This window comes from Paractinoplanes atraurantiacus (assembly GCF_900215205.1).
GTDB lineage: Bacteria > Actinomycetota > Actinomycetes > Mycobacteriales > Micromonosporaceae > Actinoplanes > Actinoplanes atraurantiacus.
Genome location: NZ_OBDY01000012.1, coordinates 206,137 through 221,459 on the forward strand (window position 1 = coordinate 206,137; position 15,323 = coordinate 221,459).

Below are 15,323 nucleotides of genomic sequence, written 5' to 3' on the forward strand. Positions count from 1 at the left end.
GAGGTGTAACAGGCTGCGGCGGGGGGTCACATGATGGTGCCACACCTGGTGTGCGACAGGCAGTGTCCATGGGCGAGTCGAAACCGCACATTCCGAAATCCTGACCGAACGGTTGAGCTTCTCCCCCCAAGGACGAGCGCAAAATTGACGACTTTATGACCGAAATAACGGGAGAAGTGAGGGCAATTCGCGTCGCTCACGTCAGGTCGTCTTGACGTCAAGGGACCCTGACGCCAAGCTGTCGCGCGTGACCGCGTACTCCTTCTCCCCCGACGATCTGGAGCGCCAGCACACGCTGTCCTCGGCTACAACGCGATACGACGAGCTGAGGATGCGCACCGCCCTGGCCTCGATGGCCGGCGAACGGGCCGAGCCGCTGAGCCGCGCGGAAGCGCTGGAACTGCTCGCGCTCAACGAAGTGGTCATCCGCAAGGCCGGATACGGGCGGCAGGCCATGGTGCGCGCGGCGCGCGACGCCGGTGCGTCCTGGACCCAGATCGGGGCCGCGCTCGGCAGCACCAAACAGGCCGCCTGGGAGGCACACAACCGCTGGGCGGAAGAACAGGCGCTATGAGCCCGTGGCGGCGGGGCGCTCCGTCGCCGCGTACTGGGACCAGGAACCCGGATAGAGACGCCCCGGACCGAAACCGGCGAGCTCGAGCGAGAGCAGGTTGTGGCAGGCGGTGACGCCCGAGCCGCAATAGGAGACGACGTCGGCGCCGTCGGTCACCCCGGCCGCGGCGAACCGCTCGCGCAACACCTCGGCCGGCAGGAAACGGCCTGTCGCGTCGACGTTCTCCCGGCAGGAGACGTTGCGGGCGCCCGGGATGTGGCCGGGCCGGGAATCGATCGGCTCGGACTCGCCGCGGAAACGCTCCGGCTGGCGGGCGTCGATCACCACGCTCGCGCCGCCGGCCGCCTCGTCCATGGTGGCGAGCCGCTCGGCCGGCCAGGGCCTCGCGGTGAAGGTCTTGACCTTCGGCCGGGGTACGGCGGTCTCGAGTTCCTCGTCCCACACCCCGATGCCGCCGTCGAGCAGGGCCGCGTCGTGGCCGAGGACCCGCAGCATCCAGACCAGGCGGGCGGCCATCACGCCGCCGGCGTCGTCGTACGCGACGACCGTATCGCCGTCGCCGATGCCGAGCTCACCCATCCGTACGGCGAAAGCCTCGGAATCTGGCAGTGGATGACGCCCCTCGGCCGCAGTGGGCGCGGCCGCGAGGTCGTGATCGAGGTCGGCGAAGACGGCGCCCGGCAGATGGCCGCGGTGGTAGGCATCGCGGCCCGAACGGCCGTCCAGGTAGGCGCGGACGTCCGCCAGGACCAGGCGGTCCCGATGCGCCCTGACCCACTCGACATCGACGACCGGCTCGATCAACGCTGTTCCTCTCCGCTATTTGCCCACCTGGTGCTCCCGTCGCCGGGCGCGCGGCCGGAATCGGACCAGGGCCACGCCGACCATGGCCACCGCCAGGATCGTGACGGTCATGGTGACCACGGGATTGTCGAGCGCCGTGCCGATCGACACCAGCCCCAGACCGACCCCGAAGAGCAGGTGGTAGAAGCCGGCGTCCCGGAGGCTCCGGAAGGCACGGGCGGTGGCCTGCGGGGCCCGGCCGGTGATCAGCATCGACGCTCCGAAGATCGCCAACACGGCACCGGCCACCCCGCCGACCACCAGGGTCCACGTACTGGTGCTCATAGGCCCAGTCTGGGCCTGATTTGCGCCTTTTTAGCGGTAATTGGTGAACTGGAGGGCCACACCGAAGTCCTCGGCCTTCAGCAGCGCGATCACAGCCTGCAGATCGTCACGCTTCTTGCCGGTCACCCGCAGCTGGTCACCCTGGATCTGGGCCTGCACGCCCTTGGGGCCCTCATCGCGGATCTTCTTGCTGATCGCCTTGGCCTTGTCGGTCTCGATGCCCTCGATGACCTTGCAGTCGATCTTGTACGTCTTGCCGGACTGCCGGGGCTCACCCGCGTCGAGGGACTTCAGCGAGATGTTCCGCTTGACCAGCTTCTCCTTGAAGACGTCGAGGGCCGCGACGGCCCGCTCCTCGGTCTCGGAGGTGATGGTCACCCCGGAATCACCCGACTTGGCGAGGCTCGTGCCCGTGCCGCGGAAGTCGAAGCGGGTGCCCAGCTCCTTCTCCGCCTGGTGGAACGCGTTGTCCACCTCCTGCTGGTCGACCTTGCTCACGATGTCGAACGACGGGCTGGCTGCCATGAAAGACTCCTGCGAAGCTGGCGTACGTCAATGGGAGGAGGAGACCGCCGAGCGGCCTCCGACATGCCGACCGTACCCGGTTGCAAGAAGGTCCGGCGGTGTGGCTATTCTGTTCTCCGCTGCTTCGGGAAACCGAGGCGGTGTGCCCAGGCGGGTTGCCCGAGCGGCCAATGGGAGCGGACTGTAAATCCGTCGCGAAAGCTACAGAGGTTCGAATCCTCTACCCGCCACAGGTAGCAAAGAACGGCCCCTCACCTGCTGAAACAGAGGTGGGGGGCCGTTCTCGTTGGTCCCACTGAGTCTCACTCAGGACCGCTTGATCTCACTGGTCGTGTCGTATGCGTGTCGGCATCAGGCAGTGGTCAGGTCGATCGTCCCCGGCGTCGCGAGAGCTGCTTCGATCCGCCTGCGGGACGCCTCATCCTGGCCGTAAATGCACTTCGCGTAGACCCTCATCAGCACGTGCACGCTGTGTCCGGCCCACTCGGCGACCTGCGTCGCGGGAACGCCTGCGTTCAGCCAGAGCGACACGGCAGCGTGCCGCAGGTCGTAGGGGCGCTTCGCCAACGGCGACCGGAGTTGCGCGGGCGTGAGGGTGGCCTCTCGGGCGTCACGCCAAGCCTTGCCGTAGGAGTTAGCCGGGATGGGCTGGCCGAGCGTCGGCACGTACCGGCCGCCGGGTCCGCGCCGGGTGACGAACAGCCTGCCGTCCGGCGCAGGGGTGTACTCGGCGATGTGGTGGTCGAGCAGGGCGCACAGCGGCGGCGGGGCGGGCACCGGGCGCGTCGCTGTCTTCGCTCGGTGTTTGAGTCCGCGTCGCTCGATCGTGCCGTCGTCGTCGCCCCATCCGTGCCCGACCGCAACGGTCGAACCGGTGAGGTGAAGAACGCCCCACCCGCCCTCGACCTTGGGCCGCTCGTACTCGTCCTCCCGCAGGTTCAGGACTTCCTCGGGGCGTAGCGCGGCGTAGTACATGCAGCCGAAGAACGCCTCCAGCTCGGGCGCGCGATCACGGACGGCGGCTAGTAGCATGCGGGCCTGCGTCGGGTTGACCACGGCCTTACGGTCGACCTCGTCATCGTGCTTCGGGGCAACCCAGCTCACGAGGGACAGCGGGTGCACCTCCAGTAGGCGCAGCTCGACCGCATACTTGAGCGCACCGGAGAAGATCGCACGCTTGCGGGCGACGGTGCTCGCGGACGCGGCCCCGCCATCCTTCAGGAGCGCGATCGTGTCGAGAGCCTTCCTGATCAGGGCGGCGTCGACCAAAGCGGACAGATCAACGGTGTTGGACTTCAGCCACCGGACGGCGGCCGCAAGTTCGGCCGGCGGATCGCCCGCATCGCGGCGGGCCTTGTTGAACGACCAGCCGTAGAGGGCGGCACGGATCGCCGAGCCGCTCGGCGCTCCCCTGCTGGTCGAGAGAAGGGCCGGGGTGACGGTGGCGAGCGCCTCGGCGATGCCCTTCCGGTGCTTGGCCGAGGCGCGTGGCCACTTGACGTCGACGTAGGCGACCGCGTGGTCGTACCAGGAGCGGGCGACGCGGGCCATCGGCTCGGGCAGGCCGCACGTCTCGTCGAACGCGACGCCTTCCCGCTGGGCGACGACCAGCTTCGACCGGAAGCTGTCAGCCAGTGCTCGCGTGGCGAACGTGTCTCGGAACGGCTTTCCGGCAACGACCCACCGGACGGTGTAGGACTTGCCCTTGGCGAGGTTATTGATCAACACACTGTGGACGCGGACGTCGAAGGTGCTCATGCGGCTTGCGGCTCCTCACGGCTCGATAGCCAGGCGTCGAAGTCGGTGCGGCGTATGCGGAGCTGCCCGTTCGGCAGCTTGTAGGTGCGGGGTGCTTCGCCGAGGGCCTTCCAGCGGAAGAATGTCGACTTGGGGACGTCCAGCTCGGCGAGGAAGTCAGCAAGGGTGAGGAAGTTGCGTGCCATCGGGTTCCGGCCTCCCTTGGCGAGGTGCGGGGACGCTGCTGAGTTGTGCGGAGACAGGCGTTTGAGGCTCTGGACGTATCCGGCAAGGGCGGGCGGGCCACGTCGACAGAGAGGCGTAGGGCGGCCCGCTGAGAGCCGCGCTGAGCCAAGATCTCGGCCACCCTGGTGTCTTTGTATGCGTCTGAGCTGAAACAGCCGCATAGCTCCCTGTTTCAGCATGTGCGGGCCGGTCATGGCCATAGCCCGGCTGTCCCCCGGGTGTCCCCCTCGTTTCCGCTGGTCAGAGCAGGTTGGGGGACAGCGGGGACACCGGGGACGCGGTACCGGCCGCCGGTATCGGCGGCGAGCTGCCCGTCGGCGAGCATCCGTTGGCAGGTCCGCTTGACGTTGTCGTACGCGAGGCCGATCCCCTCGGCGATGACCTTGGGTGTGCTGCCCGGCGCGCCGCGCAGGAAGCGCAGGATGGTCGCGCGGGTTTCGCCGATCTGGTGGTCTTCGGCCGGGCCGTCGAGCATCTGCCACGCACCGATGGCGGGGTCGAAGCTCAGGGCGTACTCGTTCTCGTCGACGTCGCGGCCGGTCACGTGCAGCACGCCGTCGCCCTGGTTGCGTGCCCGCTTGAGGACGAGGGTCGCGTCGGCGGCCCCGGCGAGGCCGTTGGTGCCGGACACCTCGGTCAGGAAGTCGTCGGATCCGGCCTTGCGCACGTGGTGGACCAAGACGAACGCGACGCCGTAGTCGTCGGCGACCTTCTTCGCCCGGCCCACGGCCTTGTAGTCCGCATCGTAGGCCGAGTCGCCCGGCGCGGAGTTGCCGCGCAGCTTGGCGAACACGTCGATGATGACCATCCGCGCGTTCGGGTGGCGGTCGAGCCACGCGGCGATGGCCTGGTCGCCGCCCTGGGGCAGCGGCGGGCACTCGGTGGCCAGGGTCAGTCCGGCCGGGGCCTGGCGCTGGCCGAGGACCTTGCCGAGCCGCGATTGCAGCCGCCGGGCGGTGTCCTCCAGGGCGAGGTAGAGCACCGGGCCGGGCTCGACGGGGATCGAGCCGAATGCCCGGCCACCGAGGGCGACATCGACGCCGAGGCCGAGCGACATCCAGGACTTGCCGACCTTGGGCGGCCCGCAGAGCAGGTTGACACCCTCGGACAGCACGCCGGGCACGGCCCACTTGGGCGGGGCGAACTCCATTGCCATGATGTCGGTCGCGCTCCACGAGGTGCGGATGCGGGCGGGCCGTTCCTGCTCGGGTGAGAGGACCTCGGCGGCGGTGTCCGGTCCGGCTACGCGCAGGTTCGGCCGGTCGGCCGGCACGGCGCTCATGCGGCCACCGTCCGAGGGCGCCGGGCACCGGCGGCGAGGCCGGAGCGGATCGTGCGCAGCGTCTCGAACCGGGTGAGGCCGATCGAGAGGGCGGCTTGTTCGAGCAAGTCGGCGGCCTGTTCGGCGGGCAGCGCTCCCCCAGCGGCGAGCTGGCCGAGGGCAACCGCGGAGACGTAGAGCGTGTGGTTGCGCTCGCCCTCGGCGGCCCGGCGGAGGTGGTCGAGCTGGCGGCCGATCGCGGCGTCCAGGTAGGCCCCGGCCCGGCCGGTCGGCAGGTCGACCGAGACCGGGCGTTGCGGCGGCAGCGGCGCGGGTGCGAGGCGAGCGGCGAGCCAGCCGGGCAGCTCGGCGGGCGGCAGGTCACGGGCGACGGTGTACGGGCGTCCGGCGACGGTGCTTCCGGCCGCGACGACGTAGCCGCCGTGGGCGCGGGTGTCGACTAGCCAGCCGAGGCCGTTGCCGCGCTCCCCGGCCGTGTTGCGCAGGGCCGCACCGGCGGCCGGGTGCCGGAAGTAGAGGTGTGTGCCGCCCCGGCCGGTCGTGACGGTGTAGGTGCTCCGCACCTCGGCAGCGCCGTCCGCGTCGTGGCCGGAGCAGAGCAGGCCGAACACGTCCGATCCGTTGCGGCACAACGGATCCGACCACTCGGCGGGTGCGCTCTGCCCGTCCTTCGGCGTGTCCAGGTCGACGACGACTAGCCGGGACGGGCCGCAGGCGATGCCGACGCCGTAGGGCGTGCTGGCCCACCCGCGCCGGATCCGGTCGGGGTCGGTGGTGGCGCGGGCTTCCCACCCAGTGTGCCCGTCTCGGCAGCGCGGATCCGTGCGGGTGCAGGCGTCGGCCGGGTGGTCGGGGAAGGCGGGCCGCTTGTCGTCGGGCCGCAGCGGGAAGACGTGCCAGCCGCGCTCGGCGGCGGCGAGGGCCACGTCGCGCAGGGATCCGTTGTCGGGCATGGGTTCCGGCCTCCTGGTGTCGGGAGTGGACGGGAAGATTTCCGGTGAGGGCGGTGGAGCTCCACGGGTTCGGCGGGAAAATTTGCGGCCCGGCGCGGCCTCGGCGCACGCGGCGCAGTAGCGTGGCCTCTCCCACCGGGCGACCTGCAACGGCTCGCCGGAGACCGTGTCCTCGGCCGCGACGGTCCGGTCGCAGATGTGCGGGTACGGGCCATCGGCCGGCACGCGGCGGCCGAGGGCCTTGCTCGCGGCGATCCAATGCCCGCCGGTCATCGGCCCGGCCGCCCGTCGTGGCAGGTCAGGCACTCGCCGAGCGAGCGCGGGATGTAGTAGGGCCGAACCTGGCCGCAGGCCGGGCAGGTCCGCCGGGCGCGCAGCGCGGCCGAGATCGCGCGGCGTTGCGCTGGGCTGGCGGTGCGCTTCGGCCGGGCGAGGTCGAGCCGGTACAGGTAGGCGGCGCGGGTGCCGCCAACGCCGCGCCACAGGATCTGCGCGGCGATCGGCTGGCCACCGGGCCGTAGGCCGCGCGCCCGGAGCTGCCTGCGGGTGGCGTAGGCAGCCGGGGCACCTCCCCACCAGAAGGTAGGCAGGCCGTACCGGGTGCCCTCGGGATCCCAGTAGGCGGCCCGGACGCGCGACATCAGACGGCCCCCCGGTCGATCGCGCGCCGCCCGGCCCGGGCGGGCAGCACGTGCGGCCGGGCGATGACCGCGTCGAGCAGGTCGCCGAGCAGCCGGAGCAGGGTGGCGAGCTGGGTCCGGGCGGTGTCCTCGCGTCGGCTGAGCGGGATCCGGATGTGCACCTCGGCGTACTCGACGTCCCCGGCGCGGACGCGGGTCACGACGGCCCGGCCGGTGCCGCGCGCGGTGACCTTGGCCGCCGAGCGGTGCTCGTTCAGGCCGCAGCGGTGGTCGCGGGCGCACCAGTCGGTGTGCGGCGTCTGGGTTCGGGTGAACCGGCCCATGGTCCGGGCGGCCATCAGCGGGCGTCCCTGCGGATGCCGGACAGGTGGTTGTAGATCCAGCGCCCGGCACGCAGGCGGCGGCCGGTGCCGTCGCAGCGGCGGCAGAGGCGGAACGCGCGGCCGGACGGGGAGCGGCGCTTGCCGGTGCCGTCGCACTTGCGGCACGCCTTGAACGGCCAGATCCAGCACGCGGCGGCGTAGCAGAGCGTGACGGCGGCGAGAGCCAGGGCGAGGGTTATAGCGGCGGTGACGTGGGGGTCCACAGCAGCCTCCAGGGCCGGTTTTTGGGTGTGAGGCACCGTGAGCTGCTATCCGCTAGCGGGCAGCTCAGAATCTTGATCGGGTGCTAGCGGGTCTGCTAGCGCTAGCAGGGGCCGGTGCTAGCGCTAGCAGCCCTGGTGGGGTCAGTCGACGGAGCGCTTGCGGTCACGCTCCGCAATCGCGGTCAGGAGGTCGGCGTGGCGGATGCCGCGCCGGGTGACCGACTTGCCGTCGACGCGGCGGCCGACGTCGGCGACCTTGATCGCGGTGTGCGGCTTGAGCGCGGCCGTGAGCTGCGCGGCTTCCCAGCCCTCGTACGCGTCGGGCCGCAGCTCAGCCAGAGCGGCGCACAGGGTCTCGTTCCAGGCCGACTTGTCGCCCTCGGGCCACACCCGCGCCAGGTCGTCGAGCAGGGTGGACGCGGTCACCTCACGCTCGGCGGGGAAGGTCGGGATGTTGCCGGCCGCCGTGCGCAGCGCGACCGCGCGGGCCACGATCCGCCCGGCGCTGATGCTGTTGACGTTGTAGGTCTTGCGGGCTCCCGGCGCGCCGAGGCCGCGTGCGATGCCCCACCCGGCGTCCTTGCCGGGCTCGAAGATGGTGGCGCGCAGGCCGAGCTTGTAGGCCGACGTGCCGAGGATCATGTCGTTGGCGACCTGGTCGAGCACGGACAGGCAGAACCGGGTGTTGACGTTGCGGGTGATGCCGGTCGGCAGGCTGTCCTTGTCCGGGATCTGCGTGCCTAGCAGCAGGATCACGCCGAGCGCCCGGCCGAGCTTGATGATTTTCTCCAGCTTTTCGCCAGCGGCCTTGCCGTACTTGCTGGTGATCAGCTCCTGGATCTCGTCGATGAACGCGACCAGCGGGTGCAGGCCAGAGCCCTTGAGCGAGGCGAGTTCGGGCGTGACCTTGTTGTCCGGGGCCTTGCCGAGCCGGGCATAATGGCCGATCTTCTTCGCCCGCTGCTGGCACTCGTCGTACAGCCAGTCGATGAACGCGGCGGCCCGGGCGAGGGTGTCGTCGTCGAAGCCGCTGCCGTACTCGGCCATGACCGGCTCCAGCACGTTGAAGTCGCCGGTGCCCTTGAGTTCGTAGCCCCGGATCTCGGCGCGCGGGTCGAGCGCGGCGGCCAGCACCAGGTTGCGCAGCGCCACCGACTTACCCGAGCCCGGCTGACCGCCGATCAGGTAGTTGCGGAACATCAGCTCCGCGTCGATGCCGTCGAGCTTCGGCGTGGTCAGCCACGGGAACGACTTGAACAGGTCCACCCGGGCGTTCTCGGCCAGCAGCGCCCACGGCGGCTGCTGCATCTGCGACGCCGGTTCGTAGCCGACCCACAGCGCCAGGCGACCGGTGTGCCCGGGCGCGACCTCGGGCCACACCTGGTCCATCGGCAGCCGCAGCGCCGACGCGAGGCGACCGCGCCGAGCGACCACCTCGGACGCCTCCACGCCGTACGGCAGGTCCACGATCGCGATGTGGCCGGGGCCGTCGCGGTGGATGTCGACCGGGAAGCTGATGGCCTTGGCGTCCTTGGCCACCGCCGAGTTGATGGCGGCCATCTGAAGCGAGGTCAGCGCGCGCCGGACAAGCTCGGCGGTGAGCTTGCGGTAGCGGGTGCCTTCCGACACGCGGTCGGTCAGCGGCTTGTCGGCCGGTCGGCCTCGGGTGGCCAGGAACGGCACCACAGCGGCCAGGGCCAGCCACCGCCACCACGCCGGGCCGAGGGCGAGCACCACCAGGCCGGTGATGATCAGGGCAGTAGCGAACGCCAGGACCCACCAGCGCCACGCGGTCTGCCGCTGGCGGCGGGCGTCGAGCTTGAGCCACACGTCAGCCTCGCCGCGCTGCGCGGCGGCCTGCCGAAGGTGCCAGTTGCCCTCCTCGGCGGTCGCCCAGTGCAGGGCCTGACCGAGCCCGCGGAACAGGCCGACCGGCGCCCACACGGCCGTCTTCGCCGCGTACTTCGGCGACCGGACCGCGTGATAGGCCAGCACGTACCCGGCGTCCTTGCTCTGGTGCTTGACGGCCGCTTTGAGGCCACGCCACGAGCGAGCCCAGTCCGCCAGGATCGGCCGGCGCTCTCGCTGCCGGAGCTGGACCTCGTGCGGGATGTCCTCGGCCATGTCGACCGGGCCGCCCTCGGCGGCCGGGCTGTCGTCGACGGTCTCAGCGTCGTCCTGGTCGTCGTCGACCTCGGCCGGGGCCGTCTCGGCGGCCGCGCCGATCCGGCGGGTGCGGGCCTCGGTCAGGTCGACCACCTCGGCCTCGGCGACCTGGTCGACGTCGTAGGCGTCGTTCAGCGGATGGATGCTCACGGCTGGTCCTCCGTCCGGACGTTCGTGATCAGGGCGACGAACTTGCCGGGCCGGTTACCGGCGAGCCACGGCTCGATGCGGGTCAAACCCAGCTCGGCGAGGCCCCGGTCGGCGGCGGCGAACTCGGCGTCCGTCGGGACCTCGTACTCGTCGAATCGGATGCCGAGGTCGACGTCGGCGGCGATCTGGCGCTGCGCGTAGTCGATGAAGAGCAGGAAGCCACCGCAGGCGGCCGGGGCGATGATGGCGCGCACCGGTGCGCCGTACGGCGAGGGAGTCGGCTTGTCGCGGCGGCCGGTGAGGAAGGCGAACAGGTTGCGGGGTCGCATCAGGATCTCCGTTCGGTCAGGCGATCACGAGGGCGGCGACGAACAGGAACAGGTAGTGGAAGGACTGATCGAGGGCGTACGAACCGGTGCCGATCGACGGGTTGTCGTCGCGGCCCGGCCGAGGGCAACCGAGCACGTAGAACCGGCCCGCGCCGAGCAGGTCGGCGAGGCGCTTGAGCGGCGAATACGGCGGCGAACGTGGCCGCGTGGTCGGCGGCGGTCATCGCTTGCTCCCGATCGAGCGGCGGTCGCGGCCAGCGGCAGCGGCGGCGCGCTGCCGCTGCGCGTCGGCGGCGCGGGCGGCGTCCTGAGCGGCCTTGATGTCCTGTGCGCTGCGCTCGGCCTTGTTGCCCGGGCCGAAGAGACTGCTTGCCATACTGGGTGCTCTCCTGACGGTTCTCGTGACTGGTGGGAGACCGGCGGTACGGCGCTGCTTTGGTCGGTTGAGCCGTACCGCCGGGCAGATCAGAAAGGGCGCTTCGGAAGCGGGTTGCCGGTCGCCAGCGCGGCGACCGCGTCGGACAGGTGCTCGGCGATGTACTGCCGGTCGTGCTCGTCGTTCAGCGCGTTCTCGGCCCAGTGGCGCAGGTCGGCCAGGTCGGTGCGCAGGTTGTGCAGCTCGGCGTGCGCTTCGTAGATCTCGACCTCGGTCATCGGTCTGCCTCACGCGGCCACGAGGTGGGGCGTTTCCGCAGGAACCGGGGCAGATGGTGACGCGTCGGTGACCCGCAGGGTGGCGAGATGGCGGCGCGCGGTCGAGGTCGAGACACCGGCCTTGGCGGCGATCTCAGAGACGGTCGCGCCGGGCAGCTTGGCGGCGGCCTTGGCTACCTTCTCGGCCGACGCGGGACGCGGCGTGACGCGCTTGGCGGGCGTCTTCTTGACCGCCGGAACCGGCGCGGGAGCCTCGGCCGCGATGGGCTCGGCGGGCGTCTCGGGAGTGGTGGTCACCTCGGCGGCGACCGGCGCGGGCGATTCGGCCGGCACGGTGTCCTCCGCAGTCGCGGCCCGGTGGGCGGTCGCCAGCAACGCGGCCGAGGCCATGACCATCAGGCCGTCCACCGCCAGCGGCCCGAGGTGCGCGGTCAGCGCGTCTTCGCCGTAGTAGCTCAGCAGGCCAGAGCCGTGCTTGTAGGACACGATCGCGGCGACCAGGGCGACCGGTAGCAAGCCGAGGAACCGAAGCGCGGACCAGCGCAGGCCGCTCGGCCACGCGACACGGGCCAGGATCTCGGTGGCGACGAACAGAGCGACCGGCCAGAAAATCGCGCCGATAACCGCGCCGGTCTGCGGCGACCAGTCGGCCGAGGCGTCGGCGGGCGGGACGTAGGAGTGAGCGACGTTCGCGGCGATCGAGACCGTGCCGCCGAGCGCGGCACCGATGTAGGCCCACCCACGGCCCGAGACAGACGGCTTACGCATCACGCGACCGCCTTCCGGGCGGCGGGACGCGTGGCCAGCTCAGCGGCAACGCGGGTGACGCGGGCCTCGGCCCGGCGAAGTCGCCGCCAGTCGAGCGGCGACGGACCGCCCTGGTCGGCGGCGTTAATGAGAGCGATCTCCGCGTCCAACACCGACAGCTCGGCCTCGATCAAGGGCCACTCGGCCTCGATCGCGGCGAGGTCGGCCGAGGTCGGCCTCGCTTCCCTGATGCTTCTCACGATGAATCCTCCACGAGTTCGGTCACTTGGTACCCGAAGTTCGGTACCGAAGTTCTGCGGTCAGTAGAGCATCCGTCGGGACCGAGGCGCAAGAGCTTCGGTACCGAAGTTGCAAAGTCGCTGGTAAAGTCGCGTGTCGTGACGAGTCGAACTTCACGGAGCAGCGCGCTTCATGACCGGATCGCGGACGACCTACGAACGCGCATAGGCGCTGGCGAATACGGGCCAGGCGCTTCGCTTCCGCCAATGCGGGAGTTGCAGGCACAGTGGAAGTGCTCCGATGGGCCTGTGCGAGACGCACTAGCAATCCTCAAGGGGGAAGGCCTTATCACGGTAAGCAGGGGCGCTCCTGCTCGCGTGCGGATTCAGCCAGACCGCAAAGAGCATTCGATCGCCGTTACGCCTGAAGTGGCACAGGCGTACAAAGACCTTGCACTTAGGTCGGAGGCAGAGCGCTCGTCCACAGGAACCGTTGAACTGTCTATCGGAGTACCGCTAAGCGAGACCGAATTTTCCGTCACATACGAGCACGTCGCAGCGAACGCCGAGCTTGCCAATGAGTTCAAGGTTAAGGCCGGAACCGATCTTTTGCGACGCACCTACCGCACATCGCGCAAAGAGACCGGGAAGCTCATGCTTTTCAGCGTCTCTCATATTCCGACCTTCCTGATCGAAAGTAATCCGGCTCTTCTCGACCCAAAGAATGAACCGTGGCCGGGAGGGCACTGGCATCAGCTATACACGGTAGGCATCGAGATTGACCGACTCGAAAACGTCATTACGGCAATACAGCCCACCACAATCGAACGCCAGGACTGGGGAATGGACCACGGCGTTCCACTCCTTTGTCTACGCAGCCTTTCAATAGACATCTTGGGACGAGTCGTGGAAGTGGCATATTCGACGTATCCGGCCGATCGAACAGAGATCCGGTATACGCAGCAACTCACACGATGGCCTGACGTGCCGGCCAAGAGCCCCGAGGAGAGCTAAGTGCCTACCGTCTCAGTCATAACCGCAGCGTACGCGCCGAGCGCGGCGTATCTTGCCGAGACAGTCGCGAGCGTGGACGCCCAACGGCTGCCGCACGGTTGGGACCTGGAGTGGATCGTCCAGGAGGACGGGGCGGCCCCCTCTCTTGCGCATCACTTCGCGCGGGCACCTTATGTACGCTACGAGGCGAATGGCGCGCAGCTAGGAATCGCCGCCACTCGGAACCTCGGGCTTTCACGGGCGACCGGCGACCTAATCCAGGTTCTCGACTCGGACGACATGCTGTTACCCGGCGCACTTGAGTCGCTTATTCCAAAGTTCGACGAACATCGAATCCACTGGGCCATAGGCCAGGCTGACGACTTAATGCCGGATGGGTCAAGAGTGGAATGGCCGTCTGCATTCCCAGATGGAATCGTTCCGGCCGGAAGCGTCAATAGGCACGCGGAGGAGCACGGCGGAAATTGGCCGATTCACTGCGCCGGGCTACTCCTCAGGGCAGTTACTCTGCGCGCTATCGGCGGATGGGTCGGCCTGCCGAGCGATGAAGATATAGCCATGTTTGCCGCGCTGTCTCAGATATCCGACGGCTACAACTTAGACGGTAAGACTTGGCTCTACCGCCAACACCCTCAGCAGATCACTCGGGCCAGCACAACGCGGCACCTCAGCGAAGATTGCCGACGATTTGCTCTCCAACGGGCTAAAGCCATTGAGGCGACCGGATTGAAGTTCGACGGTAACGGACAGTTCAGATTCGATACGTCCCTTCATCAAGTTGCGGTTGGCGAGGCTTCCAAGGAGCATTTGCGTTGAGATCAACGGGCCTGTCTACCGGCCCGGCGTCCCTGCTGTCCCCGCTGTCCCCGCTGTCCCCCTCGGGGCACTGAGCAGGGAAATCATGGGGGACAGCACGGGGACACCCCCCACTGTTTCAGCATCCCCGGTCGCTGCGACCTACGTCCGGCCCCCCGCCAGGCTTCTTGTCGGATCCGTGTCGGCCAGCATGGCGGGTACGACGTTTTCCCTGGTAGGACCCGCGTGTTACGCGGACTGTAAATCCGTCGCGAAAGCTACAGAGGTTCGAATCCTCTACCCGCCACAGGCAGGAAGTACGGCCCCGGTACCAGCGGAAACGCGGTCCGGGGCCGTTCTCGTTGTGATCACGCTTGTCCGGCCGCCGAGACGACCGCTCGGGATCTGACCCCCCGGGAAAGCGCCTGCTGCTCTATCTACGGCTTCACCTTCGACCCGGGCGACGCAGGTCTCCGGCTGGAGATCACAGCCCCGGACACACAGGTCGATGTTCTGGACGCGCTGCACCAACGGGCCGCCGACCGGATGCGGTCGTGACCGGCCTGTGCAGCGGCCAGCTCGCCGACGCGGCCAGGGTAAACCTGCAAACCCTGCGTTACTACGAACGACGTGGCCCGCCGGCCCCACCTCAGCGCAGCCTCGGAGGCCATCGGCTTTGACTCAGCGGATCAGCTACGGTTCGCCCGCACGATCGCGGCGTGCATGCCCTCGGCGTAGCCGCCGGTGAACTCGACGCTGACGTCCGAGAAGCCAGCGGCAGTGAGTCCGTCGATGTACTCGGACCGGGACAGGGCGCCTGCGATGCAGGACGACCAGTCCCCCACCACTCCCCGCTGCTCAGGGGTGAGGTGATCCTCTGCGACGACGTCCGAGATGCCGATCCGGCCCCCGGGACGGATGACCCGGTGCATTTCAGCGAAGACGGACGGCTTGTCAGCGGACAGGTTGATCACGCAGTTGGAGATCACCACGTCGACTGACGCGTCCGGCAACGGGATCTCCTCGATGTGGCCCTTGTGAAACTCGACGTTCGTCACGCCTGCCTCGGCGGTGTTGCGGCGTGCCAGCTCCAGCATCTCGTCGGTCATGTCCAGGCCGTGAACGTGGCCGGTGGGGCCGACGCGGCGGGCGGACAGCAGCACGTCGATGCCACCGCCGGAGCCGAGGTCAAGGACCGTCTCCCCCGGGTTCAGGTCGGCCACCCGGAGCGGGTTGCCGCAGCCCAAGCTCGCCCTGAGCGCGGCCTCGGGCAGCTCGCCCTGCTCGTCCTCGGCGTAGAAGGTGCCGCTGCCGCAGTCGCCGCCCTCGGCGGCCCGGGTGGCGGCGTCGGCGTAGCGGGCACGGACCTGCTCGCGGATGCTGGTGCCCTCTTCGGCGACGGCAGGCGTGCCGCAGCAGCTCGGCGCGGCCTGGGTCTCGGCGGCCTCTTTGGCGCTGATGATGGTGACGGGCTCGGTCATGGCGGACCTCCGATGCGATTTCGATGAATGTCGAATCGGCGCCAGCTTGCACCGTGGTTTCGATGTCTGTCAAACT

Annotated in this window: 21 protein-coding genes and 2 tRNA genes; 6 read left to right on the forward strand and 17 right to left on the reverse strand. The window is 69.3% G+C overall.

From position 1 onward, the window contains the following. Window positions 1–247 precede the first annotated feature (247 nt). The gene (locus tag CRP55_RS26300) at window positions 248–574 is read left to right on the forward strand and encodes a hypothetical protein (RefSeq protein ID WP_097322795.1); all 327 of its coding nucleotides are present in this window, start codon (window positions 248–250) and stop codon (window positions 572–574) included. Here the strand turns inward: CRP55_RS26300 and CRP55_RS26305 are convergent. Genes CRP55_RS26305 through CRP55_RS26315 form a run of 3 tightly spaced genes read right to left on the reverse strand, consistent with a single transcriptional unit; the run spans window position 569 to window position 2,227 of the window. Beyond that, window positions 569–1,378 (reverse strand): sulfurtransferase, encoded by an 810-nt coding sequence (locus CRP55_RS26305; RefSeq protein ID WP_097322796.1) that lies wholly within the window; start codon window positions 1,376–1,378, stop codon window positions 569–571. The genes CRP55_RS26300 and CRP55_RS26305 overlap by 6 nt on opposite strands. 15 nt (window positions 1,379–1,393) lie before the next feature. Beyond that, the gene (locus tag CRP55_RS26310) at window positions 1,394–1,702 is read right to left on the reverse strand and encodes a hypothetical protein (RefSeq protein ID WP_097322797.1); all 309 of its coding nucleotides are present in this window, start codon (window positions 1,700–1,702) and stop codon (window positions 1,394–1,396) included. 30 nt (window positions 1,703–1,732) lie between these two features. After that, the gene (locus tag CRP55_RS26315) at window positions 1,733–2,227 is read right to left on the reverse strand and encodes a YajQ family cyclic di-GMP-binding protein (RefSeq protein ID WP_097322798.1); all 495 of its coding nucleotides are present in this window, start codon (window positions 2,225–2,227) and stop codon (window positions 1,733–1,735) included. A 149-nt stretch (window positions 2,228–2,376) separates the two neighbouring features. Between CRP55_RS26315 and CRP55_RS26320 the strand changes: the two genes are divergently transcribed. Beyond that, window positions 2,377–2,457, forward strand: a tRNA-Tyr gene (locus tag CRP55_RS26320). A 121-nt stretch (window positions 2,458–2,578) separates the two neighbouring features. Here the strand turns inward: CRP55_RS26320 and CRP55_RS26325 are convergent. The 13 genes from CRP55_RS26325 to CRP55_RS26385 all read right to left on the reverse strand — a co-directional run bounded on the left by CRP55_RS26325 (window position 2,579) and on the right by CRP55_RS26385 (window position 11,978). Then, on the reverse strand, window positions 2,579–3,985 hold the full coding sequence (locus CRP55_RS26325; RefSeq protein WP_097322799.1) for a tyrosine-type recombinase/integrase: 1,407 nt from the start codon (window positions 3,983–3,985) through the stop codon (window positions 2,579–2,581). Further along, complete coding sequence (locus CRP55_RS26330) at window positions 3,982–4,170, reverse strand: helix-turn-helix transcriptional regulator (RefSeq protein ID WP_097322800.1); 189 nt, start codon at window positions 4,168–4,170, stop codon at window positions 3,982–3,984. The genes CRP55_RS26325 and CRP55_RS26330 overlap by 4 nt, the downstream gene beginning before the upstream one ends. A 230-nt stretch (window positions 4,171–4,400) precedes the next feature. After that, entirely contained in the window at window positions 4,401–5,492 is a 1,092-nt protein-coding gene (locus CRP55_RS26335) for an AAA family ATPase (RefSeq protein ID WP_097322801.1), read from the reverse strand. Then, window positions 5,489–6,718: a bifunctional DNA primase/polymerase gene (locus CRP55_RS26340; protein WP_097322802.1), complete on the reverse strand. Its 1,230-nt coding sequence runs from the start codon at window positions 6,716–6,718 to the stop codon at window positions 5,489–5,491. Before CRP55_RS26340 ends, CRP55_RS26335 begins: the two co-directional genes overlap by 4 nt. Then, window positions 6,715–7,086 carry an RRQRL motif-containing zinc-binding protein gene (locus CRP55_RS26345; protein WP_097322803.1) on the reverse strand — a complete coding sequence of 124 codons (372 nt, stop codon included), beginning with the start codon at window positions 7,084–7,086 and terminating at the stop codon, window positions 6,715–6,717. Before CRP55_RS26345 ends, CRP55_RS26340 begins: the two co-directional genes overlap by 4 nt. Beyond that, window positions 7,086–7,424, reverse strand: a complete 339-nt coding sequence (locus CRP55_RS26350; RefSeq protein ID WP_097322804.1) for a hypothetical protein — start codon at window positions 7,422–7,424, stop codon at window positions 7,086–7,088. The genes CRP55_RS26345 and CRP55_RS26350 overlap by 1 nt, the downstream gene beginning before the upstream one ends. Continuing rightward, a complete protein-coding gene (locus CRP55_RS26355) occupies window positions 7,424–7,708 on the reverse strand; it encodes a hypothetical protein (RefSeq protein ID WP_342751574.1) in 285 nt (94 codons plus the stop codon). Before CRP55_RS26355 ends, CRP55_RS26350 begins: the two co-directional genes overlap by 1 nt. Window positions 7,709–7,813: 105 nt before the next feature. After that, a complete protein-coding gene (locus tag CRP55_RS26360) occupies window positions 7,814–9,988 on the reverse strand; it encodes an FtsK/SpoIIIE domain-containing protein (protein WP_097322806.1) in 2,175 nt (724 codons plus the stop codon). Further along, a complete protein-coding gene (locus CRP55_RS26365; RefSeq protein WP_097322807.1) occupies window positions 9,985–10,317 on the reverse strand; it encodes a hypothetical protein in 333 nt (110 codons plus the stop codon). The genes CRP55_RS26360 and CRP55_RS26365 overlap by 4 nt, the downstream gene beginning before the upstream one ends. 220 nt (window positions 10,318–10,537) lie before the next feature. After that, on the reverse strand, window positions 10,538–10,693 hold the full coding sequence (locus tag CRP55_RS53235; protein WP_179855339.1) for a hypothetical protein: 156 nt from the start codon (window positions 10,691–10,693) through the stop codon (window positions 10,538–10,540). Between the two features lie 89 nt (window positions 10,694–10,782). Next, window positions 10,783–10,971 carry a hypothetical protein gene (locus tag CRP55_RS26375; RefSeq protein WP_097322808.1) on the reverse strand — a complete coding sequence of 63 codons (189 nt, stop codon included), beginning with the start codon at window positions 10,969–10,971 and terminating at the stop codon, window positions 10,783–10,785. A 9-nt stretch (window positions 10,972–10,980) separates the two neighbouring features. After that, on the reverse strand, window positions 10,981–11,739 hold the full coding sequence (locus tag CRP55_RS26380) for a winged helix-turn-helix domain-containing protein (protein WP_097322809.1): 759 nt from the start codon (window positions 11,737–11,739) through the stop codon (window positions 10,981–10,983). Then, window positions 11,739–11,978 (reverse strand): DUF6284 family protein, encoded by a 240-nt coding sequence (locus CRP55_RS26385; protein WP_245923383.1) that lies wholly within the window; start codon window positions 11,976–11,978, stop codon window positions 11,739–11,741. The genes CRP55_RS26380 and CRP55_RS26385 overlap by 1 nt, the downstream gene beginning before the upstream one ends. A gap of 138 nt (window positions 11,979–12,116) precedes the next feature. Between CRP55_RS26385 and CRP55_RS26390 the strand changes: the two genes are divergently transcribed. The 4 genes from CRP55_RS26390 to CRP55_RS26400 all read left to right on the forward strand — a co-directional run bounded on the left by CRP55_RS26390 (window position 12,117) and on the right by CRP55_RS26400 (window position 14,446). After that, a complete protein-coding gene (locus CRP55_RS26390; RefSeq protein WP_097322811.1) occupies window positions 12,117–12,971 on the forward strand; it encodes a GntR family transcriptional regulator in 855 nt (284 codons plus the stop codon). Further along, window positions 12,972–13,787 (forward strand): glycosyltransferase family 2 protein, encoded by an 816-nt coding sequence (locus CRP55_RS26395; protein WP_097322812.1) that lies wholly within the window; start codon window positions 12,972–12,974, stop codon window positions 13,785–13,787. A 192-nt stretch (window positions 13,788–13,979) separates the two neighbouring features. Beyond that, a tRNA-Tyr gene (locus tag CRP55_RS53240) sits at window positions 13,980–14,073 on the forward strand. A 247-nt stretch (window positions 14,074–14,320) separates the two neighbouring features. After that, entirely contained in the window at window positions 14,321–14,446 is a 126-nt protein-coding gene (locus tag CRP55_RS26400; RefSeq protein ID WP_097322813.1) for a MerR family DNA-binding transcriptional regulator, read from the forward strand. Window positions 14,447–14,455: 9 nt separating this feature from the next. Here the strand turns inward: CRP55_RS26400 and arsM are convergent, their stop codons facing one another. Continuing rightward, window positions 14,456–15,247: an arsenite methyltransferase gene (gene arsM / locus CRP55_RS26405; RefSeq protein WP_097322814.1), complete on the reverse strand. Its 792-nt coding sequence runs from the start codon at window positions 15,245–15,247 to the stop codon at window positions 14,456–14,458. Between the last annotated feature and the right edge of the window lie 76 nt (window positions 15,248–15,323).